Origin of the sequence: Amycolatopsis thermalba (genome assembly GCF_003385215.1) — a bacterium.
Lineage (GTDB): Bacteria > Actinomycetota > Actinomycetes > Mycobacteriales > Pseudonocardiaceae > Amycolatopsis_E > Amycolatopsis_E thermalba.
This window is the reverse complement of the sequence record NZ_PQHW01000020.1, coordinates 46654-69451: the sequence shown is the minus strand read 5'-3', so window position 1 is coordinate 69451 and position 22798 is coordinate 46654. Positions and strand designations below refer to the sequence as shown.

Sequence of the window (22798 nt, the reverse complement as noted above, 5' to 3'; positions counted from 1 at the left end):
AGTCATGCCCTCGATCCAATCCACAAAGTCACGCCGACGATGGCGCCGATGCCGACGATCCACGCGACGAGCGCCTCCGAGGCCGGCCCCAGGCCGCCCAGGCCGTTGCCGCCCGGGTTGTTGTTCCCGTCGGACACGGACTTGACGTAGGCGACGATGTCCCGCTTCTCCTCGGGGGTGAGCTGCCGGTCGGAGAACTTCGGCATGTTCTGCGGACCGGTCAACATCGCCGTGTAGATCTGCTCTTCGTTGGCCGGGCCGAGCTCCGGCGCGAACTTGCCGGCCGACAGGGCGCCGCCCTGGCCGGTGAAGTTGTGGCACGACGCGCAGTTGAGGCGGAACAGCTCGCCACCGCGTGCCGGGTTGTCGCCGCGCAGCGCCTCACCGGTCTGGGCGGGCCGCTCCGGGCCGCCGCCGTTGGCCTGGATGTAGGCGCCGAGCGCGTCGATCTCCTCCGGGGTCAGCTTGGCCGGCTTGCGCTCGGCCTGCGCCTCCTGGCGGACCGCCGGCATGCGGCCGGACGAGGTCTGGAAGTACACGGCCGCGTCGCCGACGCCGATCAGGCTCGGCCCGCGGTCCTCCACGCCCTGCAGGTTCGAGCCGTGGCAGCTGATGCAGCTGTTGTTGTAGACCTGCTGGCCCAGGCGCAGCTGCGCCGGGTCGTCCTGCGCCTGCGCCGTCTGCGGCTGCGGCACCAGGAGGGCGTAGCCCAGGCCCGCGCCGGCCAGCGCCACACCGAGCGCGAGCGCACCGGCGAGGCGGCGGCGCAGCTTGGTGCGGGCACCGAACCGGCGCCTGGAGGTGTTCTTGCTGGTGGTCATTCTTCGGCAACCCTTGCTGTCAGTTCAGGCCGGTCCATGGGGTGGCTGGCGCGGTCACGGGATGATGTAGATGACCGCGAACAGGCCGATCCACACGATGTCGACGAAGTGCCAGTAGTAGGACACGACGATCGCCGAGGTCGCCTGCGCGGGGGTGAACTTGCTCAGCTTCGTGCGGATGAGCAGGAAGACGAAGGCGACGAGACCACCGATCACGTGCAGACCGTGGAACCCGGTCGCCAGGAAGAACACGGTGCCGTAGGCCCCGGACGGGATGGTCACGCCCTCGTGGATCAACGTGACGTACTCACCGGCCTGACCGGCGACGAAGATCGCGCCCATGATCAGGGTGATGACGTACCAGCGGCGCAGCCCGTAGACGTCACCGCGCTCGGCGGCGAACACGCCGAGCTGGCAGGTGAACGACGACGCCACCAGGATGATGGTGAAGGGCAGCGCGTACGGGATGTCGAGGTGGATGGGCTCGTCGGTCGCCGGGTTGATCGGCGGCCAGACCCCCGTGTCGTTCTGCGCCTTGACCGTGAAGAACATCGCGAACAGCCCGGCGAAGAACATGAGCTCGCTGGAGAGCCACACGATCGTGCCGACACTGACCATGTTCGGCCGGTTCAGCGAGTGCACCCGCTGGCTGATGGTGGGAGCTGCCGTTGTCACGGGTCGCATTATGTCTCCCTGCGAAGCGACCTGCTTGGTCGGGTCCGGCACGCCGCGCCGGGGGTGTTGGTCACAGTGACGAACGCGGAGGGTGAGGATCAGGGCGTGGGATTCTTCGATCGGGTGCGTGACCTGCTGCGAAAGCGTGGCGGACCGGAGCTCACCGTGGACACCGAGGGTGTCGTCGTCGTGGCCGAGGCCTTCGACGTCGCCGAAGCCGACTCGTCGGTGCTTCGGAGATCACACCGCTGGCGGGCGGACGAACCGGCGATTCTGCGCCATCACCTCGTTCTGCCACCGGATCGGGTCACCGAGGCGGCGTCGGTGCTCGCCCAGGACGGATGGCAGCTGCGCCCGGAAGCCGGCGGAGCGGGACCCGTCCGGGTGCACGCGCTGCGCGTGCAGAAGCTCGACGCGCTGCACTGCGCGCAGGAACGGGCCCGGATGGCCGGTCTGGCGCAGCGGCTGGACGGCGACTGGCTCGGCTGGGACGCGTTACAGCCGATGGGCCTGGGTGGAACCGGGCGGGACGGCTAGCATCGACACGACCAGTACAGCGACGAAGCCGGAGGGTCGACTTGTCCGAACAGTCCACGCGGATCCTGGTGTTCAGCCACCGACCAGAAGTGCGGGAGTCGATCATCACGGCGGTCGGCCGCAGGCCCGCCACCGATCTGGGCCGGGTCGACTACGTCGAGGCCGCCGGAGTGGCCGACGTGCTGGCCGAGATGGACGAGGGCGCGGTCGATCTGGCGATCCTGGACGGCGAGGCCCAGCCGACCGGCGGCATCGGGTTGTGCCGGCAGTTGAAGAACGAGATCGACGACTGCCCGCCGATCGTGGTCGCCGTCCGGCGCAAGGACGACCGCTGGCTGGCGACCTGGTCCCAGGCCGACGCCGTCCTGGTCCATCCGCTCGACCCGCTGACCGCGGCGGAGACGGTCGCGGACGTGCTGCGGGCCCGCCGGGTCCCGGTCGTCCGGGGCTGAGGCGCCGCGACGAACTCAGGCCGGTTCGCCGGTCTGGAGGAAAGGTGACCATGGGCACGCAGACTTGGCCCACGCTGCTCAACCAGCTGATCGCCGGCGCGGATCTGTCCGCGGAGGACACCGCGTGGGCGATGGACCAGGTGATGTCCGGGGAGGCCACCCCCGCCCAGGTCGGCGGCTTCCTGGTCGCGCTGCGCGCGAAGGGCGAGACGCCGGCCGAGATCACCGGTCTGGCCGACGCGATGCTCGCGCACGCCCGGCGGGTGCGGATCTCGCGGGACGCGGTGGACATCGTGGGCACGGGTGGTGACCGGTCGGGGTCGGTGAACATCTCGACGATGGCCTCGCTCGTGACGGCGGCGGCCGGGGTGCCGGTGGTGAAGCACGGCAACCGGGCGGCGTCGTCGAAGGCCGGGACCGCGGACGTGCTGGAGGCCCTCGGGGTGGCGATCGACCTGCCGCCCGAGGGGGTGCAGCGGTGTGTGGAGGAGCTGGGCATCGGGTTCTGCTTCGCGCCGGTGTTCCACCCCGGGTTCCGGCACGCGGGGGCGCCGCGCCGGGAGCTGGGGGTGCCCACGGCGTTCAACCTGCTGGGCCCGTTGACGAATCCGGCCCAGCCGACGGCCGGGTTGATCGGGTGCGCGTTCCCGGACAAGACGGAGGTGCTGGCGCGGGTGTTCGCGCGCCGGGGCACGTCGACGCTGGTGGTCCGCGGAGACGACGGCCTGGACGAACTCACCACGACGACGACCAGCTCGGTGTGGGTGGTGTCGGCCGGGACGGTGCGGGCGGCGTCGCTGGACCCGGCCGCGCTGGGCATCCCACGCGCGACGGCGGAGGACCTGCGGGGCGGCGACCCGGCGGTGAACGCGGAGGTCGTGCGGGAGCTGGTGGCGGGCAAGCCGGGCCCGGTACGGGATGCGGTGCTGCTCAATGCCGCTGGTGCGCTGGCGGCGCACGCCGGGTTCACGGAGTCGCTGGAGGATGACCTGACGGCGGGACTGCGCCGGGCGGCGGAGGCCGTGGATTCGGGTGCGGCTGCCGAGCTGCTGGCTCGGTGGGCGGCTTTCCGCTGAGTTTTCTCGGTTGGGTTACGCGGCTGGGCTGGTTGTGGGTGCGCGGCTGGACCAACGGCGGCCGCACGAGAGGACCGTTCGCGCAGGCGCGACTGGCGCCCGCACGACTGGGCCGGTGGTGGCCGCACGAGAAGACCACCCGCGCAGGCACCACTGGCACCCGCACGACTGGGCACGTGGCGGCCGCACGAGAGGACCGTTCGCGCGCGTGCGACTGGCGACCGCACGACTGGGCCAGTGGCAGCCGCGCGACTGGGCCAGCGGCAGCCGCACGAGAGGACCGTTCGCGCGCGTGCGACTGGCGACCGCACGGCTGGACCAGTGGTGGCCGCACGGAAGGACCAACGGCGACGACCCGAGAAGCCCACTCGCGCAGGCGCCACTGGCAACCGCACGGCTGGACCAGTCGCGGCCGCACGAGAAGACCAACCGCGCCCCCACGACCGGCCCAACGGTGACCACATGAAGGGACCGTTCGTGCCGCGTGGAAGGGCCACTCGGCGAAGAAAGACCGCCCAGGGCCGCCCTCAGCCAGACACTCAGCCCGCACCAGTCACAAAAGGGCGCCCCTCCGCCGAACGCCCAGCCCGCACCACGGACAAAGAGGGCTGCCCTCAGCCGAACACCAGCCTCACCAGGAACAAGACACGGCCGCCCTCAGCCAGGCACCCAGCCCGCACCAGTCACAAAAGGGCACCACAGCCACGCAACCAGCCCGCACCAGCCGCAACAGGGCGCCCCTCACCCGAACACCCAGCCCGCACCCGGCACGCGAAAAAGGCCCGCCCGGCGTGCATCCGCCGGACGGGCCCTCCGCAGAACAGACATCACTCGTGGTTGGGCCCCGTGTGGTACTCGAACACCAGGCCGCCCACCGTGAGCAGGATCAGGATCCCCCCGACGACCAGCATCCAGATGTGGAAGAACGCCAGGCCGAGACCGACGAACGCGGCCGACGCGGCCAGCCCGACCGGCCAGTAGCTGCCCGGGCTGAAGAAGCCCATCTCGCCGGCGCCATCACTGATTTCGGCGTCGTCGCGGTCCTCGGGGCGCGGTTCGATCCGGCGGCCCACGAACCGCATGTAGCTGCCCGCCAGGAGGGACAGCCCGCCGGTCAGGATCAGGGCTACCAGGCCGACCGGCTCGACGCCGTAGCCACTGGCCAGGCCGGTCCACACGCCGTACACGATCGCGATGAAGAACGCGAAAGCGGTGACCAAGTCGAAAATCCGGGCTTCGACCTTCATGACGCTGTCCTCACTGTGCTCATGCTTCCAACACCCACGTGAACCAACCGGCTCAGCCGGACTGCGTCCGCAGCGTGCGGTCGGTGTTGAACGGCTTCGTCGTGGTCGCCTGCGGCGCGCACAGCTCGCCGCAGTTCAGCGCGGCCAGCGCCTCGGCGGTGGTGTTCGGCTGCCCGGTGGCCGGGTTGATCTGCGTGCGCAGCTGGATGTACCGGTCGAACTGGTCCGCGGGCAGCGCCCGGACCTCGAAGTTCATGCCCGAGTGGTAGGTGCCGCACAGCTCGGCGCAGCGGCCGACGAACGCACCGGTCCGGTCGATCGTGTTCTGGAACGACGGGTCCTGGTTGTTCTTCTCCGGGTCCGGGAACACGTCCCGCTTGAAGTGGAACTCCGGCACCCAGAAGGAGTGGATGACGTCGGCCGACCGCAGGTTGTACTGGATCCGCTTGCCGGCGGGCAGGACCAGGATCGGGATCTCGCTCGAGCTGCCGACGGTCTTGATGACCTGGCCGTTGGCGTCCTTCGGCGCGCTCGGGTAGTCGAACTCCCAGTTCCACTGGAACGCGATCACGTCGACCGTGACGTCCGGGTCGGGCTCCTCGGCCAGCACCTTGCTCTCGGTGGTCGCGGTGAAGAAGAACAGCACGCAGACCATCACGAGCGGCAGCACGACGCAGAACAGCTCGAGCGGCACGTTGTACTGGAACTGCCGCGGCAGGTCGCCCGGCCCGTGGGTCTTCTTCTTCCGGTGGAAGGCGACCGACCAGAAGATCAGGCCCCACACGATGACGCCGACGACGAGCGCGGCGATGACGGACCAGGTCCACAGGACACGCATGTCCTCGGACTCCTTGGTCACGCCGACGGGCCACCCGAACCGCAGCACCTCGTCACCGGAGCACCCGGTCGCCAGGAGCGCGACGAGCCCGGCCAGCGCGGCGACCTTACCCACTTTCGCCGAACGTGATGCCGGAGTGCGCTCATCCCTGCCCACTGCGCAGCGCCCTTTCAACCCAGGCCTCCTTGACGATTTCTGGCTTACCAGCGGGAGCCTAGCCGAGCTACCGCGATCCGCAGCCCAAGGGGTGACCGTTCGTGGCGGGGGCTGCGGGCATACTGGGCGCTCGACATCCGGCCACGACCTCGAGGTGTGAATATCCGTGTGCGGCCTGCTTGGACTGGTGTGTGCCACTGAGAACGACGCGGTCAACGCGCGTGACGCGGTCGGCGAAGCCATGCGCTGCCAGCGTCATCGCGGTCCCGACGAGCGCGACACCTGGACCGACGCCGAGGTCGTCTACGGCTTCAACCGGCTCGCGTTCATCGACGTCGAGCACGCCCACCAGCCCCTGACCTGGGGCCCGCCGGAGTCGCCGAACCGGTACACGCTGAACTTCAACGGCGAGATCTACAACTACCGTGAGCTGCGGGAACAGCTGGCCGCCGAGCACGGTGCGAAGTTCGCCACAGAGGGCGACGGCGAGGCGATCGTCGCCGCCTACCACTACTGGGGCCGCTCGGCGGTGGCGAAGCTGCGGGGCATGTTCGCGTTCCTGATCTGGGACGCCGAGGAAAAGGTGATCTTCGGCGCACGCGACCCGTTCGGCATCAAGCCGCTGTTCTACACGCACGGGCCGGGCGGCACGGCGTTCTCCAGCGAGAAGAAGTCGCTGCTGGAGCTCTCCGGCGTGCTGGGGATCACCAAGCAGCTGGACCGGACCGCCCTGCAGCACTACCTGACCCTGCAGTACGTGCCGGAGCCGGAGACCCTGCACACGCGCATCCGCCGCATCGAGTCGGGCACGTCGTTCACCGTGTCCCCCGGCGGCGAGCCCAGGATCGAGCGCTACTTCTTCCCCGAGTTCACCGCCAAGCCGGTGCGCGGCGCCGCCGAGGCGAAGATCCTGCACGAGCGCATCCGCGACGTGATGCGCGACTCGGTCGGCAAGCACATGATCGCCGACCCGGACATCACCGTCGGCACGTTCCTGTCCGGCGGCATCGACTCGACCGCGATCGCGGCGCTGGCCAAGGAGCACAACCCGAACCTGATCGCGTTCACCACCGGGTTCGAGCGCGAGGGCTACTCCGAGGTCGACGTGGCGGCCGAGTCGGCGGCGGCGATCGGCGTGAAGCACGTCATCCGGACGGTGTCGGCGGACGAGATGATGGAGGCCCTGCCGCTCATCGTCTGGTACCTCGACGACCCGGTGGCCGACCCGGCGCTGGTGCCGCTGTGGTTCATCGCGCGGGAGGCGCGCAAGCACGTCAAGGCGGTGCTGTCCGGCGAGGGCTCGGACGAGCTGTTCGGCGGCTACACGATCTACAACGAGCCGCTGTCGCTGGCGCCGTTCGAGAAGGTGCCCGGCGGCCTGCGCAAGGTGATCGGCAAGGTGTCGGAGCGGATCCCGGAGGGCACCCGCGGCAAGGACCTGCTGCGCCGGGGCGCGCTGCCGCTGGAGGAGCGCTACTACGGCAACGCCCGCATCTTCCGCGACGACCAGCTGCGCGGCGTGCTGAAGACGTTCCAGGAGGGCGTCGGGCACCGGGACGTCACCGCGGAGCACTACCGCACGTCGGCGAACTGGGACCCGGTCGCCCGGATGCAGCACGTGGACCTGTTCACCTGGCTGCGCGGCGACATCCTGGTCAAGGCCGACAAGATGACCATGGCGAACTCGCTGGAGCTGCGGGTGCCGTTCCTGGACGCCGAGGTGTTCAAGGTCGCGGCCGGCATCCCGCTGGACCAGAAGATCACCAAGGAGACCACGAAGTACGCCCTGCGCCGCGCGCTGGAGGGCATCGTCCCGGCGCACGTGCTGAACCGCCGCAAGCTGGGCTTCCCGGTGCCGATCCGGCTGTGGCTGCGCGACGAGATGTACGACTGGGCGCGCGGCATCATCGCCGATTCCAGGACCGACGAGCTGCTGGACAAGCAGGCCGTGCAGCGCCTGCTCGACGAGCACCGGGCCGGCACGCTGGACCACAGCCGGCGCATCTGGGCGCTGCTGGTGTTCATGATCTGGCACGGCATCTTCATCGAGCACCGCATCAAGCCGGAGATCCCGGAGCCGGTCTACCCGGTGCGGATCTGACGCGCTGACCCCCGTGACGGGCCGTGGCCGGACGACCGGCCGCGGCCCGTTTTTTCGCGAGCCGCGTGCGGGGGGTCAGGCGGGCAGCGCGGGAGCGATCTCCGCCGCCGCGTCCGGGCCGAACGCCGCGCCGATCCGGGACAGCGCCGACTCGCGGTCGAGGGTCCACTCCTGCGTGCCGACGGTCTCCAGCACCAGCACGGCGATCATGGAGCCGAGCTGGGCGGAACGCTCCAGGCTCAGGTCCGCGTTCAGGCCGGCCAGGAATCCGGCCCGGAAGCCGTCGCCGACGCCCGTCGGGTCGGCCTTGGTCAGCTCGGGCACCGCGCCGACCTCCAGCGCCACCCCGCCCTTGCCGACGATCTCCACGCCCTTCTCGCCGAGGGTGGTGATGCGGATGCCCACGTGGTCGAGCACGTCGGCCTCGGACCAGGCCGTCTTCTGGAGCAGCAGCTCCCACTCGTAGTCGTTGGTGAACAGGTACTTCGCCCCGGCGACGAACCGCCGCGCCTGCTCGCCGGTCATGCGCGCCAGCTGCTGGGAGGGGTCCACCGCGAAGTCGAACCCGCGCTGGCGGCACTCGTCGGCGTGCCGGAGCATGCCGTCCGGGTCGTCCGGGCCGATCAGCATCAGCCCGATCCCGCCCACGCGGTCGGCGATCGGGCCCAGCTCGATGTTGCGGGCCTCGGCCATGGCGCCGGCGTAGAAGGTGGCGATCTGGTTGAGGTCGTCGTCGGTGGTGCACACGAACCGGGCGGTGTGGGCCAGCTCCGAGATCAGCACGCCGGCCGTGTCCACCCCGTGGCGCTCCAGCCAGGACCGGTAGTCGGCGAAGTCCGCGCCCGCCGCGCCGACCAGCACCGGGCTCGCGCCGAGCACGCCCAGGCCGAAGGCGATGTTGGCGCCGATGCCGCCGCGCCGGACGACCAGGTCGTCGGCGAGGAAGCTCAGCGAGACGCGGTGCAGCTGGTCGGCGACCAGCTGCTCGGCGAACCGGCCGGGGAAGTGCATGAGATGGTCGGTTGCGATGCTGCCGGAAACGGCGATGCGGGCGTTGATGGCCACCGGTGCTCTGCTCCCTCTGGCTGGCTCGAACTGAAGTTACCGACGGGAAATACCCCGTCGGAGCTAAATCTGACCCGCTGACCGACACTACTAGCTGGTAGACCTGTCCGGCTCGCGCTGGTCGTCCTAGCGTCGCCTGCGTGAGCACCGTGACGGAACCGGAGACCATCGCCGAGCTGATCGACGACTGCGCCGACATCCCCGCCGAACTGCGCGCCGCGCACGCCTCGGCGCCCCGCCCGCCCGCGCCGCGGGACTGGGCCGTCGACGACGCCTGCCACGCACAGGTAGTCGGGCTGGAGGACTATTAGTTACGCGGACGCGAAAAGGGCGCCGGTCGAAGCTTCGACCGGCGCCCTTTCGTGTGATGGCTCAGTGGAACGAGTCACCGCAGGCGCAGGAGCCCGTGGCGTTCGGGTTCTCGATGGTGAAGCCCTGCTTCTCGATCGAGTCGACGAAGTCGATCACCGCGCCCTCGACGTACGGCGCGCTCATCCGGTCGACCGCCACGCGCAGGCCGTCGAACTCGCGGAACAGGTCGCCGTCGAGCGTGCGCTCGTCGAAGAACAGCTGGTAGCGCAGGCCCGCGCAACCACCGGGCTGGACCGCGATGCGCAGGTGCATGTCGTCGCGGCCTTCCTGGTCGAGCAGGGCCTTCGCCTTGCTCGCCGCGGCGTCGCTCAAGGTCACGCCGTGGGTGGCCTCGGCCTCGGCCTGCGTGCTGGTCTGCTCAGCGGCAGTCATAGCTCTCCCTCGGGGTCTTGCCGTGCACCGGGTGGGGGGTGCTCCTCCCTACTGGAAACACCAGTGCCACCCGATCTGTTCCCGGGCTGGTTTCCCGCCTTGGCGCTGATCCCATGGTTACACATCCCCGAGGGGGATGAACACGGACGCCGGTGTCTGGAATAAGCTGGTCGAGTGAGGTTTCTCCGTCGTAACAGCACGACCACCGCAGACAGCCCCGAAAGCGAGGCCGCCGAGGTGGCCGAAAGCGTCGAATCTCACACCCGGGGCTACACCCCGGCCAAGGGCAGGCCGACGCCGAAGCGCAAGGAGGCCGAGGGCAAGCGCCGCGGCCCGGTCGCGCCGCCGCCACGGACCATGCGGGAGGCGATGAAGCGCAACCGCGAGCTGCGCAAGTCGAACCCGGTGAGCAAGGAAGAGCGCCGCCGCCTGGCCAAGGAGCGCCAGGAGCGGATGGCCGCCGGCGACGACCGCTACCTGCTGCCGCGCGACAAGGGCCCGGTCAAGGCGTACGTGCGCGACCTGGTCGACTCGCGCCGCCACTTCCTGGGCGCGTTCATGCCGCTGGCCATCGTCGTGTTCGTCGTGCTGCTGGTGCCCTACCCGGCGATCCAGCAGTACGTGACGCTGCTGTGCATGGCCGCCATCCTCGTGATGGCCGTCGAGGGCTACTTCAACGGCCGCCGCATCGCCCGGCTGGCCCGCGAGAAGTTCCCGAAGGAGAACATCAGCGGTCGGTCGCTGGGGTGGTACGCGTTCGTGCGGGCGAGCCAGATCCGCAAGCTCCGGATGCCGAAGCCGCGCGTCAAGGTGGGCGACAAGGTCTCCTGACCCCGGCTGGAGCCACTCCAGGTCGTTAGCAAGGCGAACCATTTCCGAGTAGGCTGCCGGCCATGGAGTTTCGCCGTCTCGGCCGCAGTGGCCTGTCCGTCAGTGAGATCGCCTACGGGAACTGGCTCACCCACGGGTCCCAGATCGCCGAGGAGCAGGCCCAGGCCTGCATCAAGGCCGCGCTCGACGCCGGGATCACCACCTTCGACACCGCCGACGTCTACGCGAACACCGTGGCGGAGTCGGTGCTCGGGCGGGGGCTGGCCGGTCAGCGCCGGGAGAGCCTGGAGATCTGCACCAAGGTGTTCTGGCCGACCGGCCCCGGCGGTCCGAACGACCGCGGCCTGGGCCGCAAGCACATCATCGAGTCCTGCCACGCGTCGCTGAAGCGCCTGCAGACCGATCACATCGACCTCTACCAGGCGCACCGGTTCGACCCGACCGTGCCGCTGGAGGAGACCATGTCGGCCTTCGCCGATCTGGTCCGCCAGGGCAAGGTGCTCTACATCGGGGTGTCGGAGTGGAACGCCGAGGAGATCACGCGCGGCGCGGCGCTGGCCCGCGAGCTGCGGATCCCGTTCGTGTCGAACCAGCCGCAGTACAACATGCTCTGGCGCGTCATCGAAGCCCAGGTCGTGCCCGCGAGCGAGCGGGAGGGGCTGAGCCAGATCGTCTGGTCGCCCATCGCGCAGGGGGTGCTGACCGGCAAGTACAAGCCGGGCCAGCCGCCGCCCGCCGGATCGCGCGCCACCGACGAGAACGGCTCGCGGTTCGTGCAGCGGTTCCTGCAGGACGAGGTGCTCGAGCGCGTCGCCCGGCTGGAGCCACTGGCCGCGCGGGCCGGGCTGACGCTCGCGCAGCTGGCGGTGGCGTGGGTGCTGCAGAACCCGAACGTCGCCTCCGCGATCGTCGGCGCCTCCCGGCCGGAGCAGGTGCACGAGAACGTCAAGGCGGCCGGCGTGAAGCTCGACGCCGACCTGCTCACCGAGATCGACTCGGTCCTGCTCGGCGTCGTCGAGGAGGATCCGCGCCTGACCGCCCGCGCGGGCTGACGATAAGTTGGCGCCGTGACTGACGTGTCGTTCGCCGACGTCCCCCAGCCCGACGAGCCCGCCCGCGCCGAGGCCCTGCGCCGACACGCCGAGCTGCTCAAGCCGGTCGACTCGCTGGGTCAGCTGGAGGCGCTCGGCGCGTGGGTCGCGGCGTGCCAGGGCTCGGTGCCGCCGCGGCGGTTCCAGCGGCCCCGCGTGATCGTGTTCGCCGGGGACCACGGGATCGCCGCCAAGGGCGTCTCCGCCTACCGGCCGGAGGCCACCGCGCAGCTGGTGAGCACCCTGCTCAAGGGCTCCGGCCCGGTCGCGGTCGCCGCGGCCGTGGCCGGCGCCGGGCTGCGCGTCGCCGACATCTCGGTCGACGGGGAGACGCCGGTCGCCGAGTTCAAGGTCCGGGCCGGCTCCGGGTCGATCGACGTCGAGGACGCCCTCACCGAAGACGAGGTGCAGGCCGCGCTGCGGGCCGGGATGGCGATCGCGGACGCCGAGGTGGACGAGGGCACCGACCTGCTCGTCGCGGGCAGCGTCGGGGTCGGGGTGAGCACGCCGGCCGCGGTGCTGGTCGCCGCGCTGACCGGGGCCGAGCCGGTGGCCGTGGTGGGCCGCGGATCGGGCATCGACGACAACGCCTGGATGCGCAAGGCCGCCGCGATCCGGGACGCGCTGCGCCGGGCCCGCGCCGTGCTGCCCGATCCGGTCGCGCTGCTCCGCACGGCGGGCGGCGCGGATCTGGCCGCGCTGACCGGTTTCCTGGCGCAGGCCGCGGTCCGCCGGACCCCGGTGCTGCTGGACGGCCTCGCGGTGGGCGCGGCCGCGCTGGTGGCCGAGGAACTGGCGCCCGGCGCGCGCTCGTGGTGGCAGGCCGCCCACCGCGACGCCGAGCCGGCGCACCGGATGGTGCTGGAGCACCTCGACCTGAAGCCGATCGCCGACCTGGGCATCCGGCTCGGCGACGGCACCGGCGCCGCGACGGCGCTCCCGCTGCTGGTCACGGCCGCCCGGATGCTCACGGACCTGCCCACGCACGCCGAAGCCGGAGTCGCGCCGCCGAACGCTTGATCCGGCGTCAGGTCCCGGCTTCCCCCTCCGCCAGCCCCAGACGGCGCCGCGCGTAGGCATCGATGGCCGCGGCCAGCCAGGCCGGGAGGTCCGGGTCGGCCTCCTCGGCCATCGACCGTTGCGAGTCGGTCACGTACAACCCGCCCAGAGCGGCGTACGCCCGGGGCGTGGGTTCCCAGTGCAGGCGCACGGACTCGTAGTGATCGGCGACCGCGTCGAGTGCGGCGGGCTCGTCCGGCGCGGCCCCGGTGCGCATCACCCGGGCGAGCCGCCGGAACAGGGCCGCACTCCGGGCGGCGGCGTGTTCGTAGTCCGCGGCGGTGAGACCGTCCTGCGCGGCTTCGGCGGCGTCGAAGGCCGCGTCGGTTCCCTCGCCGAAGGTCGCCCGCAGGGTGCGCCGCATGGCGGCCCGGTCCTCCCGCAAGCCGGCGAAGAACCGCTCGGGATCGCGGATCCGGGCCTCGTCGAGGTCGGCGATGGTCTCCCGCACGGTGGCGATGACCTGGTCGAGGTGGCGCCGCTCGTCTTCCAGCTACGCCGGGTGCCCGCGCAGCGCGGCCGCCTCGACGATCTGGCTCCGCAGCACCTCGCCGATCTCCGCGAGCCCGAGGCCGAGGCGGCGCAGCATCATGATGCGCTGCAGCCGGAGCAGTTCCGCCCGGCCGTACCAGCGGTATCCGTTGCTGCTCACCGAACCCGGCGGGAGCAGTCCGATCGCGTCGTAGTGGCGGAGCATCCGCGCGGACACGCCGGAGGCCTTCACGACCTGGCTGATCGAAAACCGCTCGTCCACAAGCTTGACCTTCACATCGTGTCAACTTTTACCGTGGTCGTCACACGCCGCCCACGGTGCGCGTGGCGATGGCGCAGGGCGCGGGACCGGAGGCGGCCGACGTGCGGTCGTCCAGCATCGGCCACGGCTCCCGGCGGACATCCCACGATGATGTACGCGCCCTTCCCCTACGTGACGGGCCCGCAGGACGCGGCGGCGTTCGTCGCCGACCGGGTGGCCGAGGGAGCCACCCACCTGAAGGTCCTGTACGACGACGGCACGGGCGGCGGTCCGATGCCCATGCCGTCCCTGGACGTGCCGACGATCGCCGCGCTCGTCGAGGCCGCGCACCGCGCCGGCCTGGTCGTGGCGGCACACGTGTCCACGGCCCGCGGTGCGGTGGACCTGCTGCCGACAGGCGTGGACGTCCTGGCCCACGTGCCCTTCGACCCTCTCACCGAGGGCCAGGTCGAGGCCATCGCCGAGGCGGGCGTCGCGGTGATCACGACCTTGGCGGTGGCCGACGGCTTCCCCGGCGAGGACGGTCCCGGGGTGCCGCTGCTCGCCCGGCCCGCGCTGGCCCGGCTCCTGGGTCCGGCCTGGTCGGGGGTCCTCGAACGGCAGGCGGACCGGTGGATGTCCCCGGAACTCCCGGACTTCACGGTGCCGGCCGGCAACGCCCGCCGGCTGCACGAGGCCGGCGTGCGTCTGCTGGTCGGCACGGACGCGCCCAACCCCGGAACCGCCCACGGCGCGAGCGTCCACCGCGAACTCGAGCGTCTCGTGGCCGCGGGCATCGGCCCGGCCGCGGCCCTCACCGCGGCCACCGCGCGCACGGCCGACGTGTTCGGTCTCCGCGACCGGGGCCGGATCCGCCCGGGACTGCGCGCGGACCTGGTCCTCGTCGACGGGCGACCCGACCAGGACATCACCAGCACACAGCAGGTGGCGGCCGTGTGGAAGCAGGGCGTCCGCGCCGACCTCGGCGCCTACGTCGGCTCGGCCGACGAGCGCGACGGACTGGCCGCTCTCCGCGCGCAGACCGAGAAGGTCATGGCCGCCGTCCGGGAGCGGCTGGCCGAGTTCCACGGCAACCCGAGGAGTTGAGACATGATCACTTCGGACCCGACGATCAAGTGCCCCTGCGCGGGCTGGTCCATCAGTGGGTGCGCCCACCGGACGCGGAAGCGGTCCCGGCGCGCTTCCTGGATGCGGACAGGTTTCCAGCTCGACAGGCCCTCGTGGATCGACCCGCGAACCGTGCGCGTGCAGCGCCACCACCCGTGGTGACGCGACAAGGGCCACCTCACCGGAACCGGCGGGGTGGCCCTTGTCGAAACAACGATCAGGACAGCTTGTGCATCCAGCCGTGCGGGTCGGGGCGCGTGCCGTCCTGGATGCCGGTCAGCTCGGCGCGCAGCTTCATCGTCACCTCGCCGGGCTGGCCGCCCGCGATGGTGAACTCGCCGCCGGCGTGCTTGACCCGGCCGACCGGCGTGATGACCGCCGCGGTGCCGCACGCGAACACCTCGGTCAGCTCACCGGACGCGGCCGACTTCTCCCACTCGTCGGTGGAGATGCGGCGCTCCTCGATGCCCAGGCCGTGGTCGGCGGCCAGCTTGATCAGCGAGTCGCGCGTGACGCCGGGCAGCAGCGAACCGGACAGTTCCGGCGTGACGATCCGGGCGTCCGCGCCCGAGCCGAACACGAAGAACAGGTTCATGCCGCCCATCTCCTCGACGTAGCGGCGCTCCACCGCGTCGAGCCACACCACCTGGTCGCAGCCCTGCTCGACGGCCTGCGCCTGGGCCACGAAGGACGCCGCGTAGTTGCCGGCGAACTTCGCCGCGCCGGTGCCGCCCGGGGCCGCCCGCACGTACTCGGTGGACAGCCACACGCTCACCGGCTTGACCCCGCCGGTGAAGTACGAGCCGGCCGGCGAGGCGATCACCAGGTACAGGTACTCGGTGGCGGGTGCGTTCACGCCGAGCCCCACCGAGGTGGAGATCATGAACGGCCGCAGGTACAGCGTGTCGCCCGGGTTGGTGGGCACCCAGCGCTCGTCGACCGCCATCAGCTCGTGCAGGGAGCCGAGGAACAGCTCCTCGGGCAGCTCCGGCATCGCGATGCGGGCCGCGGACCGGCGGAAACGCGCCGCGTTGGCGTCCGGGCGGAACGCCGCGACCGATCCGTCCGGCTGCCGGTAGACCTTCAGGCCCTCGAAGATCGCCTGCGCGTAGTGCAGCACCGACGTGGCGGGGTCGAGCACGATCGGCTCGTAGGGGCCGACGTTCGCGTCGTACCAGCCGCGGTCGTTGCTGTACTTGATCGAGACCATGTGGTCGGTGAAGAACGTCCCGAAGCCCGGCTTCGCCAGTACCTCGGCTACACGCTCCGCCGAAGCGGGAGACGGGTGCGGGGTACGGGTGAAGGGCAACGTGGTCGTCATTCGACCAGGATAACGGTTAGTTGGACTTCCGAGAATCACCTACTCCCCTACCATGACCGCGTGACCGCCAACGTGCCGCAGCCCGCCACACCGAACTCGGTGTCCGCCGGACCCGCCTCCGACGTCAAGACGTTCCTCACCGCCATCCTGCTCACCTTCGCGGTGGGTGAGCTGACGCTCCTCGGCTACGCCCTGCTCGGGGTGTTCGGCGGGATCATCGGCCTGGTCGGCGGCATCTTCGGAATCGTGTGGTGGCGCAGCATCCACGACAAGAAGGTGTTCCCGCGCGACCTGCCGGCCAAGTCGGTGATCATCCTCGCGGTCGCCACCGCGCTGATCACCGTGGTGGCGTTCCTGCTCGTCGCGTGACGACGGTGCCCGCCGCGACGGCGGCGACCGTCCCCAGTAGATACACCGGCGGCAGCCAGGCCAGCAGCGTCACGGCCAGTACCGCCGCGATCACGGCGCGCACGGTGATCCCGGCGATCATCGACAGCACCGCGGTCACCAGCACCTCGGCCAGCGCGGCCGCGGCGGCCAGCAGCAGCGCCTGATCCGGGTCCAGCAGCACGGCCACCACCGCGGCGATCAGTCCACACGCGACGGACACCCGCGGCCAGGACAGTTCCGCCCGCGCCTCGCCCAGCGCGAGCAGCGCGGCGGGCACAGTGGACAGGACGACGACCCCGGCCAGCAACGGATCCAGCACCTGACCGTCCAGCGCCGCCAGCGCGTCGCGGACGGGCACCCCGGACAGCGCCAGCCGCACCGGGCCGAGCTGGTACAGCGCACCCGCGCCGATCGCCAGCACCGCCACCACCGAGCCCGCGAGCCAGGGCGGGTTGTGCCGGGGCAGCAACGGGAACAGCACCGCGCCCGCCGCGCACAGCCCGCCGATCGTGAACTGCGGCGCGGTCACCGGTTGCGCGGGCTCGATCGCGAAGCTCAGCGCCACGAACCCGGCCCCGGCGACCAGCAGGACACCCAGCAGCCACGCCCGCGCGTACCGGGCCAGCCGCAACCCGGCGGCGTCGGCGGCGGTGATCACGAGCGCGACGACCGCGCCCGCCCACGGCTGGTCCGGGAACAGGTAGGCGGCGAACACCGCGGCGAACAGCGGCACCAGCGCGAGCCGGGACACCAGGCGCGTCGCGGCCAGCAGCCGGGCCGGGTTCGGCTCCAGCGCGGGGGTCCGCGGCACGCAGAACGCCAGCAGCGCCGCCACCACCGCGCCACCGAGCAGCCACCAGCCGCCCGCCCGCGCGCCCACGGCCAGCGCGATCAGCAGCCCCGCCGCCAGCCGCACGCCCACCACCTGCCTCTCCCGCCGGGCTCCGTCCTCATTAGCATGGCTCACTACCCGGCCGGGTACCCGACCCGGCACGACCGTCGATGGATGCGCGAGGAGCCACAAGTGACCGTGCCGAAGTTAGCCCTGATCGAGAACACCGGCGCCGCGCTCGGCAAGAGCCGGGCCGAGGTCGTCGTGATCGGGACGCTGCAGGGCGACAAGGCCGTGACGCTGGCGCCGGGTGCCGAGGCCGTCGACGCGGCCTTCGACGGGAAGCTCGCCGAGCTGCTGGCGACCGTGGGCGCGACCGGCAAGGCCGAGGAGGTCGTCAAGCTGCCCACGCTGGGCAAGCTGCCCGCCGCGGTCGTGCTGGCCGTCGGCGTGGGCAAGGCCGCCGACGACGGCACCGTGACCGCCGAGCAGGTGCGCCGCGCCGCGGGCGCCGCCGGGCGCGCGCTGGCCTGCACCGCGCGGGCGGTGTGCACACTGTCCGCTGTCGACCTGCAGGCCGCGGTGGAGGGCACCGCGCTGGGCGCCTACAAGTTCACCGAGTACAAGTCCGAGCCCGGCGACGCGCCGGTGGCCGCGGTCGACTTCGTCTCGCCCGCCGAGGGCACCAAGCGGGCGCACACCGCGACGCTCAAGGCCGCGACGGCGATCGCCGAGGCCGTGATCATCGCCCGCGACCTGATCAACACCCCGCCGAACGACCTGTTCCCGGCCTCCTTCGCCGAGCGCGCCCGCAAGCTGGCCGAGGCCAACGACCTGGACTTCGAGGTGCTCGACGAGAAGCAGCTCAAGCGCAAGGGTTTCGGCGGCATCCTCGGCGTCGGCGGCGGCTCGTCCCGCCCGCCGCGGCTGGTGCGGGTGTCGTACAAGGGCCCGAAGGCGGCGAAGAAGGTCGCGCTGGTGGGCAAGGGCATCACGTTCGACTCGGGCGGCATCTCGATCAAGCCGGCCGCGAACATGGACCACATGACCTCGGACATGTCCGGGGCCGCCGCGGTGCTCGCCTCCGTGGTGCTCGCGGCCAAGCTCAAGTACCCGCTCGAGGTGACCGCCAACATCCCGCTCGCGGAGAACCTGCCCTCGGGCACCTCCTACCGCCCGGGTGACGTGCTGCGCATGTACGGCGGCAAGACCGTCGAGGTGCTCAACACCGACGCCGAGGGCCGCCTGGTGCTGGCCGACGCGATGGTCCGCGCCGCCGAGGACGACCCGGACTACCTGATCGAGACCTCGACGCTGACCGGCGCGCAGATGGTCGCGCTGGGCAACCGCACGGCCGGGATCATGGGCTCGGACGAGTTCCGCGACCGGGTGGCCGCGATCGCGCAGGCGACCGGCGAGGGCGGCTGGCCGATGCCGCTGCCCGAGGAGCTGCGCGGCGACCTGGACTCGCGGCTGGCCGACCTGGCGAACGTGACCGGGCACCGCTGGGGCGGGATGCTCGCCGCGGGCATCTTCCTGCGCGAGTTCGTCGCCGAGGGCCTGCCGTGGGCGCACATCGACATCGCGGGCCCGTCGTTCAACACCGGCGGCCCGTGGGGCTACACCGGCAAGGGCGGCACGGGCGTCCCGGTGCGCACCATCGCCGCGGTGCTGGCGGACATCGCCGACCAGGGCTAGCCCGGGGTCACGGCGCGGCGGACGGTTTCGCGGAGGAGCGCTCGGCGGCGGTCGTGGACGTCGCCGGGCTCCCCGGCCGTCGCGGCGTAGACGTGGCTAGCCCGGCGCAGGAAGCTCGCTCGGCGGGCAGCGGTGGCAGGCCCGCGACCGCCGCCGTGCTCGCCTCCGCGCCGCACGGGATCACCGCCGTCGCCGAGGTGCTCCCCTCGGCCAGGGTCAACGAGTGCCTGGCGCGGGGCGACGTCCGCTACCGCTTCGTCCTCGATCCGTCCGACCTGGACTGACGTCAGCCCCCGGCGCGCTTCTGCCGCTCTGTGTATTCGCGCATGCGCTTGGGGTAACCGACTTTCGCGACCTCGTAGACCGGGATCGAATGCTTGCGCCCGAACTGCTGCGCGGCGTCCAGGCTGCCGATCCGCCGCCGCGTCCATTCGCCGTCGTGCGCGACCAGGACGACCGTGGTCTCGGTGACCGTCGTCCGCGGCTCCACGAACGCCTCGACGCCCCGCCGCGCGGCCGCCCAGCCCTCCAGATGACGCAGGTCAGCGTCGCTGGCACGGCGCAGCGTGCCCGGTTTCCCGGCGCCGCGCCTGCGCTTCAGACCGTCGAACAGACCCACCTCGACCACCTCATCTCCGCCGGCCCTCCCCCGCCATTATCCCGGCGATCAGAAGTGCGCCGATTAACACACCCGGCTACCTCGCAGGGCCGGACTCCGTAGTGACAAGATGATGAGGGTTTGGACGTAAAACGAGGAGTAAATGACGTGAGCGACGCTGGCGCCGACCTGGTGATCCTCGGTGGCGGATCCGGCGGCTACGCCGCGGCTTTCCGCGCCGCGGAGCTGGGCCAGTCCGTCATCCTGATCGAGAAGGACAAACTGGGCGGGACGTGCCTGCATCGCGGCTGCATCCCGACCAAGGCACTGCTCCACGCCGCCGAGGTCGCCGACACCGCCCGCGAGGGCGAGCAGTTCGGTGTGAAGACCACCCTGGAGGGCGTCGACATCGCCGGCGTCCACAAGTACAAGGACGGGGTCATCAGCCGCCTCTACAAGGGGCTGCAGGGCCTGGCGAAGGCCCACAAGGTCACCGTCGTCGAGGGCACCGGCACGTTCGTCGGCGGCACCACGGTCGAGGTGGACGGCACCCGGTACACGGGCAAGAACCTGATCCTGGCCACCGGCTCGTACTCGAAGACCCTGCCGGGCCTGGAGCTGGGCGGCCGGATCATCGCCAGCGACGAGGCGCTGACCCTGGACTGGATCCCGGAGAAGGTCGTCGTGCTCGGCGGCGGCGTCATCGGCGTCGAGTTCGCCAGCGTGTGGGCCTCCTTCGGCGTGGACGTGACGATCGTCGAGGCGCTGCCGCGGCTGGTCCCGGCCGAGGACGAGTTCGCCAGCAAGCAGCTCGAGCGCGCGTTCCGCCGGCGCAAGATCGGCTTCAAGACCGGCGTGAAGTTCACCGGCGCCAAGCAGGACGACAACGGGGTGACCGTGTCCCTGGAATCCGGTGAGACGCTGGAGGCCGACCTGCTGCTGGTCGCCGTCGGCCGCGGCCCGAACACCGCGGGGCACGGCTACGAGGAGGCCGGCGTCAAGATGGAGCGCGGTTTCGTCCTCACCGACGAGCGCCTGCGCACCAACCTGCCGAACGTCTACGCCGTCGGCGACATCGTGCCCGGCCTGCAGCTCGCGCACCGCGGCTTCGCCCAGGGCATCTTCGTCGCCGAGGAGATCGCCGGGCTGCAGCCGAAGGCGATCGACGAGGCGGGCATCCCGCGCGTCACCTACAGCCACCCCGAGGTCGCCTCCGTGGGCCTGACCGAGGCGGCGGCGAAGGAACGCTACGGCTCCGACGTGAAGACCTTCACGTACGACCTGGCCGGCAACGGCAAGAGCCAGATCCTCAAGACTTCCGGCGCGATCAAGGTGATCAAGGCGCCGGACGGGCCGGTCGTCGGCCTGCACCTGGTCGGGGACCGGGTCGGCGAACTGATCGGCGAAGCCCAGCTGATCTACAACTGGGAGGCCTTCCCGGAGGACGTCGCTCCGCTGATCCACGCCCACCCGACCCAGACCGAAGCCCTCGGCGAAGCACACCTCGCCCTGGCCGGCAAGCCACTGCACGTGCACAGCTGAGCCGGACCGCAGCCGACAAGATTCAAGGGAGTCAATTCACGATGGCCTTCTCCGTCACACTGCCGGAGCTCGGCGAGAGCGTCACCGAGGGCACCGTCACCCGCTGGCTGAAGCAGGAGGGTGACACGGTCGCGGTCGACGAGCCGCTGCTGGAGATCTCCACCGACAAGGTCGACACCGAGGTCCCGTCGCCGGTCGCCGGCACGCTGCAGAAGATCGTCGCCCAGGAGGACGAGACCGTCGAGGTGGGCGGCGAGCTCGCCGTGATCGACGACGGTTCCGGCGGCGGTTCCGCTCCGGCGCAGGAGCAGGCGCCCGCGCAGCAGGCCGAGCCGGAGCCCGAGCCGCAGCAGCAGGCCGCCCCGCAGCAACAGGAGGCGCAGCCCGCCCCCAGTGGTTCCGCTCAGGGTGGTTCTGCCCAGGGTGGTTCTGCTCAGGGCACGCCGGTCACGCTGCCCGAGCTGGGCGAGAGCGTCACCGAGGGCACCGTCACCCGCTGGCTGAAGTCGGTCGGCGACACGGTCGCGGTCGACGAGCCGCTGCTGGAGATCTCGACCGACAAGGTCGACACCGAGGTCCCGTCGCCGATCGCCGGCACCCTGCTGGAGATCAGCGTGCAGGAGGACGAGACCGTCGAGGTCGGCGGCACGCTCGCCATCATCGGCGACGCGAGCGCCGCGCCCGCCCCGCAGCAGGAGCAGCAGAAGGCGCCGGAGCCCAAGCCCGAGCCGAAGCCGGAACCGAAGCCCGAGCCGGCCCCGGCCGCGCAGGCCCCCGCGCCGCAGCAGCCCGCGCCGCAGCAGCCGGCTCCGCAGCCGCAGGCCGCCCCGGCCGCGAGCGACGGCAACGGCAGCGGCCCGTACGTCACCCCGCTGGTCCGCAAGCTCGCCACCGAGCACGGCATCGACCTGGCGACGGTGACCGGCAGCGGTGTCGGCGGCCGCATCCGCAAGCAGGACGTGCTGGCGGCGGCCGAGGCGAAGCAGAAGCAGAGCGCTCCGGCTCCCGCCGCGCAGGCCCCGGCCGCCGCGCCGAGCGCCCCCGTGGCGAAGGCCCCCGCGGCCCCGTCGCCGGAGCTGGCCGCGCTGCGCGGCACCGTGCAGAAGGCGACGCGGATCCGCCAGGTCATCGCGCAGCGCACCCGCGAGTCGCTGCAGAGCTCGGCGCAGCTGACCCAGGTGTTCGAGGTGGACGTCACCAAGATCGCCCGGCTGCGCCAGCAGGCGAAGGCCGCCTTCCAGGAGCGGGAGGGCGTGAAGCTCACGTTCCTGCCGTTCTTCGCCAAGGCGACGGTCGAGGCGCTCAAGCAGCACCCGAACATCAACGCCTACCTGGACGAGGAGAAGAAGGAGATCACCTACTTCGGCGAGGAGCACCTCGCCGTCGCGGTGGACACCGACCGCGGTCTCCTCTCGCCGGTGATCCACAAGGCGGGCGAGCTGAACCTGGCCGGCCTGGCCCGGGCGATCGCCGACATCGCGGCGAGCAGGCGCGCGAACAAGATCAAGCCGGACGAGCTGTCGGGCGGTACCTTCACGGTGACCAACCTGGGCAGCAACGGCGCCCTGTTCGACACGCCGATCATCAACCAGCCGCAGTCCGGGATCCTGGGCGTCGGCGCGGTGGTGAAGCGGCCGGTCGTGGTCACCGACGCCGAGGGGCAGGACACCATCGCCATCCGGTCGATGGCCTACCTGGCCCTGACCTACGACCACCGCCTGATCGACGGCGCCGACGCGGGCCGGTTCCTGACCACGATCAAGAACCGCCTCGAAGAGGGCCACTTCGAGGACGAGCTGGGCCTGTAACCGCTTGACCGGGGACCCCCTCCGCCGGTATTCCGTAATTACGGAAAACTGGAGG

At 71.4% G+C, this 22798-nt stretch carries 25 protein-coding genes; 14 read left to right on the top strand and 11 right to left on the bottom strand.

Going from position 1 to position 22798, the window contains the following annotated elements; genetic code table 11:
* Positions 1-2: 2 nt before the first annotated feature.
* The gene (qcrC, locus tag D0D15_RS11470; RefSeq protein WP_115944416.1) at positions 3-821 is read right to left on the bottom strand and encodes a cytochrome bc1 complex diheme cytochrome c subunit; all 819 of its coding nucleotides are present in this window, start codon (positions 819-821) and stop codon (positions 3-5) included.
* Between the two features lie 54 nt (positions 822-875).
* Positions 876-1505 (bottom strand): aa3-type cytochrome oxidase subunit III, encoded by a 630-nt coding sequence (ctaE, locus tag D0D15_RS11465; RefSeq protein ID WP_094004339.1) that lies wholly within the window; start codon positions 1503-1505, stop codon positions 876-878.
* A gap of 96 nt (positions 1506-1601) precedes the next feature.
* Between ctaE and D0D15_RS11460 the strand changes: the two genes are divergently transcribed.
* Genes D0D15_RS11460 through trpD form a run of 3 tightly spaced genes read left to right on the top strand, consistent with a single transcriptional unit; the run spans position 1602 to position 3561 of the window.
* Positions 1602-2033, top strand: a complete 432-nt coding sequence (locus D0D15_RS11460; protein WP_094004338.1) for a hypothetical protein — start codon at positions 1602-1604, stop codon at positions 2031-2033.
* A 41-nt stretch (positions 2034-2074) separates the two neighbouring features.
* Positions 2075-2485, top strand: coding sequence for a response regulator (locus D0D15_RS11455; protein ID WP_094004337.1), 411 nt, complete (start codon positions 2075-2077; stop codon positions 2483-2485).
* 50 nt (positions 2486-2535) lie between these two features.
* On the top strand, positions 2536-3561 hold the full coding sequence (gene trpD, locus D0D15_RS11450; protein WP_094004336.1) for an anthranilate phosphoribosyltransferase: 1026 nt from the start codon (positions 2536-2538) through the stop codon (positions 3559-3561).
* 827 nt (positions 3562-4388) lie between these two features.
* Here trpD and D0D15_RS11445 read toward each other — a convergent pair.
* Positions 4389-4808 (bottom strand): cytochrome c oxidase subunit 4, encoded by a 420-nt coding sequence (locus tag D0D15_RS11445; protein ID WP_094004335.1) that lies wholly within the window; start codon positions 4806-4808, stop codon positions 4389-4391.
* A gap of 52 nt (positions 4809-4860) precedes the next feature.
* Positions 4861-5802 (bottom strand): aa3-type cytochrome oxidase subunit II, encoded by a 942-nt coding sequence (ctaC, locus tag D0D15_RS11440; protein ID WP_162830552.1) that lies wholly within the window; start codon positions 5800-5802, stop codon positions 4861-4863.
* Positions 5803-5968: 166 nt separating this feature from the next.
* On the opposite strand from ctaC, the gene asnB reads away from it, so the two are divergent.
* On the top strand, positions 5969-7903 hold the full coding sequence (gene asnB, locus D0D15_RS11435; RefSeq protein ID WP_094004333.1) for an asparagine synthase (glutamine-hydrolyzing): 1935 nt from the start codon (positions 5969-5971) through the stop codon (positions 7901-7903).
* A gap of 75 nt (positions 7904-7978) precedes the next feature.
* On the opposite strand, the gene D0D15_RS11430 is transcribed toward asnB, so the two are convergent.
* A complete protein-coding gene (locus D0D15_RS11430; protein WP_094004332.1) occupies positions 7979-8968 on the bottom strand; it encodes a carbohydrate kinase family protein in 990 nt (329 codons plus the stop codon).
* Positions 8969-9108: 140 nt separating this feature from the next.
* On the opposite strand from D0D15_RS11430, the gene D0D15_RS36290 reads away from it, so the two are divergent.
* Positions 9109-9279, top strand: coding sequence for a hypothetical protein (locus D0D15_RS36290; protein ID WP_167481492.1), 171 nt, complete (start codon positions 9109-9111; stop codon positions 9277-9279).
* A 61-nt stretch (positions 9280-9340) separates the two neighbouring features.
* On the opposite strand, the gene D0D15_RS11425 is transcribed toward D0D15_RS36290, so the two are convergent.
* On the bottom strand, positions 9341-9712 hold the full coding sequence (locus D0D15_RS11425) for a HesB/IscA family protein (protein ID WP_094004331.1): 372 nt from the start codon (positions 9710-9712) through the stop codon (positions 9341-9343).
* 174 nt (positions 9713-9886) lie between these two features.
* Here D0D15_RS11425 and D0D15_RS11420 point away from each other — a divergent pair, with 174 nt between their 5' ends.
* The 3 genes from D0D15_RS11420 to cobT all read left to right on the top strand — a co-directional run bounded on the left by D0D15_RS11420 (position 9887) and on the right by cobT (position 12654).
* A complete protein-coding gene (locus D0D15_RS11420) occupies positions 9887-10543 on the top strand; it encodes a DUF3043 domain-containing protein (RefSeq protein ID WP_162830551.1) in 657 nt (218 codons plus the stop codon).
* A gap of 62 nt (positions 10544-10605) precedes the next feature.
* The gene (locus D0D15_RS11415; RefSeq protein WP_094004329.1) at positions 10606-11595 is read left to right on the top strand and encodes an aldo/keto reductase family protein; all 990 of its coding nucleotides are present in this window, start codon (positions 10606-10608) and stop codon (positions 11593-11595) included.
* Between the two features lie 15 nt (positions 11596-11610).
* Entirely contained in the window at positions 11611-12654 is a 1044-nt protein-coding gene (gene cobT / locus D0D15_RS11410; RefSeq protein ID WP_094004328.1) for a nicotinate-nucleotide--dimethylbenzimidazole phosphoribosyltransferase, read from the top strand.
* 7 nt (positions 12655-12661) lie between these two features.
* Here cobT and D0D15_RS11405 read toward each other — a convergent pair whose 3' ends face one another.
* Positions 12662-13144 (bottom strand): TipAS antibiotic-recognition domain-containing protein, encoded by a 483-nt coding sequence (locus D0D15_RS11405; RefSeq protein ID WP_233157133.1) that lies wholly within the window; start codon positions 13142-13144, stop codon positions 12662-12664.
* Between the two features lie 42 nt (positions 13145-13186).
* Positions 13187-13462, bottom strand: a complete 276-nt coding sequence (locus tag D0D15_RS36985) for a MerR family transcriptional regulator (protein ID WP_233157132.1) — start codon at positions 13460-13462, stop codon at positions 13187-13189.
* A 132-nt stretch (positions 13463-13594) separates the two neighbouring features.
* Between D0D15_RS36985 and D0D15_RS11400 the strand changes: the two genes are divergently transcribed.
* A complete protein-coding gene (locus D0D15_RS11400; protein ID WP_233157131.1) occupies positions 13595-14533 on the top strand; it encodes an amidohydrolase family protein in 939 nt (312 codons plus the stop codon).
* A 238-nt stretch (positions 14534-14771) separates the two neighbouring features.
* Here D0D15_RS11400 and D0D15_RS11395 read toward each other — a convergent pair whose 3' ends face one another.
* Positions 14772-15875, bottom strand: coding sequence for a branched-chain amino acid aminotransferase (locus tag D0D15_RS11395; protein WP_094004327.1), 1104 nt, complete (start codon positions 15873-15875; stop codon positions 14772-14774).
* 60 nt (positions 15876-15935) lie between these two features.
* Between D0D15_RS11395 and D0D15_RS11390 the strand changes: the two genes are divergently transcribed.
* The gene (locus tag D0D15_RS11390; RefSeq protein WP_094004326.1) at positions 15936-16244 is read left to right on the top strand and encodes a hypothetical protein; all 309 of its coding nucleotides are present in this window, start codon (positions 15936-15938) and stop codon (positions 16242-16244) included.
* Here the strand turns inward: D0D15_RS11390 and D0D15_RS11385 are convergent.
* Entirely contained in the window at positions 16213-17181 is a 969-nt protein-coding gene (locus D0D15_RS11385; RefSeq protein ID WP_233157130.1) for a hypothetical protein, read from the bottom strand. The two genes, D0D15_RS11390 and D0D15_RS11385, sit on opposite strands and share 32 nt — an antisense overlap.
* Before the next feature lie 108 nt (positions 17182-17289).
* On the opposite strand from D0D15_RS11385, the gene D0D15_RS11380 reads away from it, so the two are divergent.
* Positions 17290-18795 (top strand): leucyl aminopeptidase, encoded by a 1506-nt coding sequence (locus D0D15_RS11380; protein ID WP_115944415.1) that lies wholly within the window; start codon positions 17290-17292, stop codon positions 18793-18795.
* 92 nt (positions 18796-18887) lie between these two features.
* The gene (locus D0D15_RS11375) at positions 18888-19079 is read left to right on the top strand and encodes a hypothetical protein (protein ID WP_208646171.1); all 192 of its coding nucleotides are present in this window, start codon (positions 18888-18890) and stop codon (positions 19077-19079) included.
* Between the two features lie 2 nt (positions 19080-19081).
* Here D0D15_RS11375 and D0D15_RS11370 read toward each other — a convergent pair whose 3' ends face one another.
* Positions 19082-19423, bottom strand: a complete 342-nt coding sequence (locus D0D15_RS11370) for an oxidoreductase (RefSeq protein ID WP_094004322.1) — start codon at positions 19421-19423, stop codon at positions 19082-19084.
* 138 nt (positions 19424-19561) lie between these two features.
* Here D0D15_RS11370 and lpdA point away from each other — a divergent pair, with 138 nt between their 5' ends.
* Positions 19562-20935, top strand: coding sequence for a dihydrolipoyl dehydrogenase (lpdA, locus tag D0D15_RS11365; RefSeq protein ID WP_094004321.1), 1374 nt, complete (start codon positions 19562-19564; stop codon positions 20933-20935).
* A gap of 41 nt (positions 20936-20976) precedes the next feature.
* Positions 20977-22743, top strand: a complete 1767-nt coding sequence (sucB, locus tag D0D15_RS11360; protein WP_115944414.1) for a 2-oxoglutarate dehydrogenase, E2 component, dihydrolipoamide succinyltransferase — start codon at positions 20977-20979, stop codon at positions 22741-22743.
* Positions 22744-22798 lie beyond the last annotated feature (55 nt).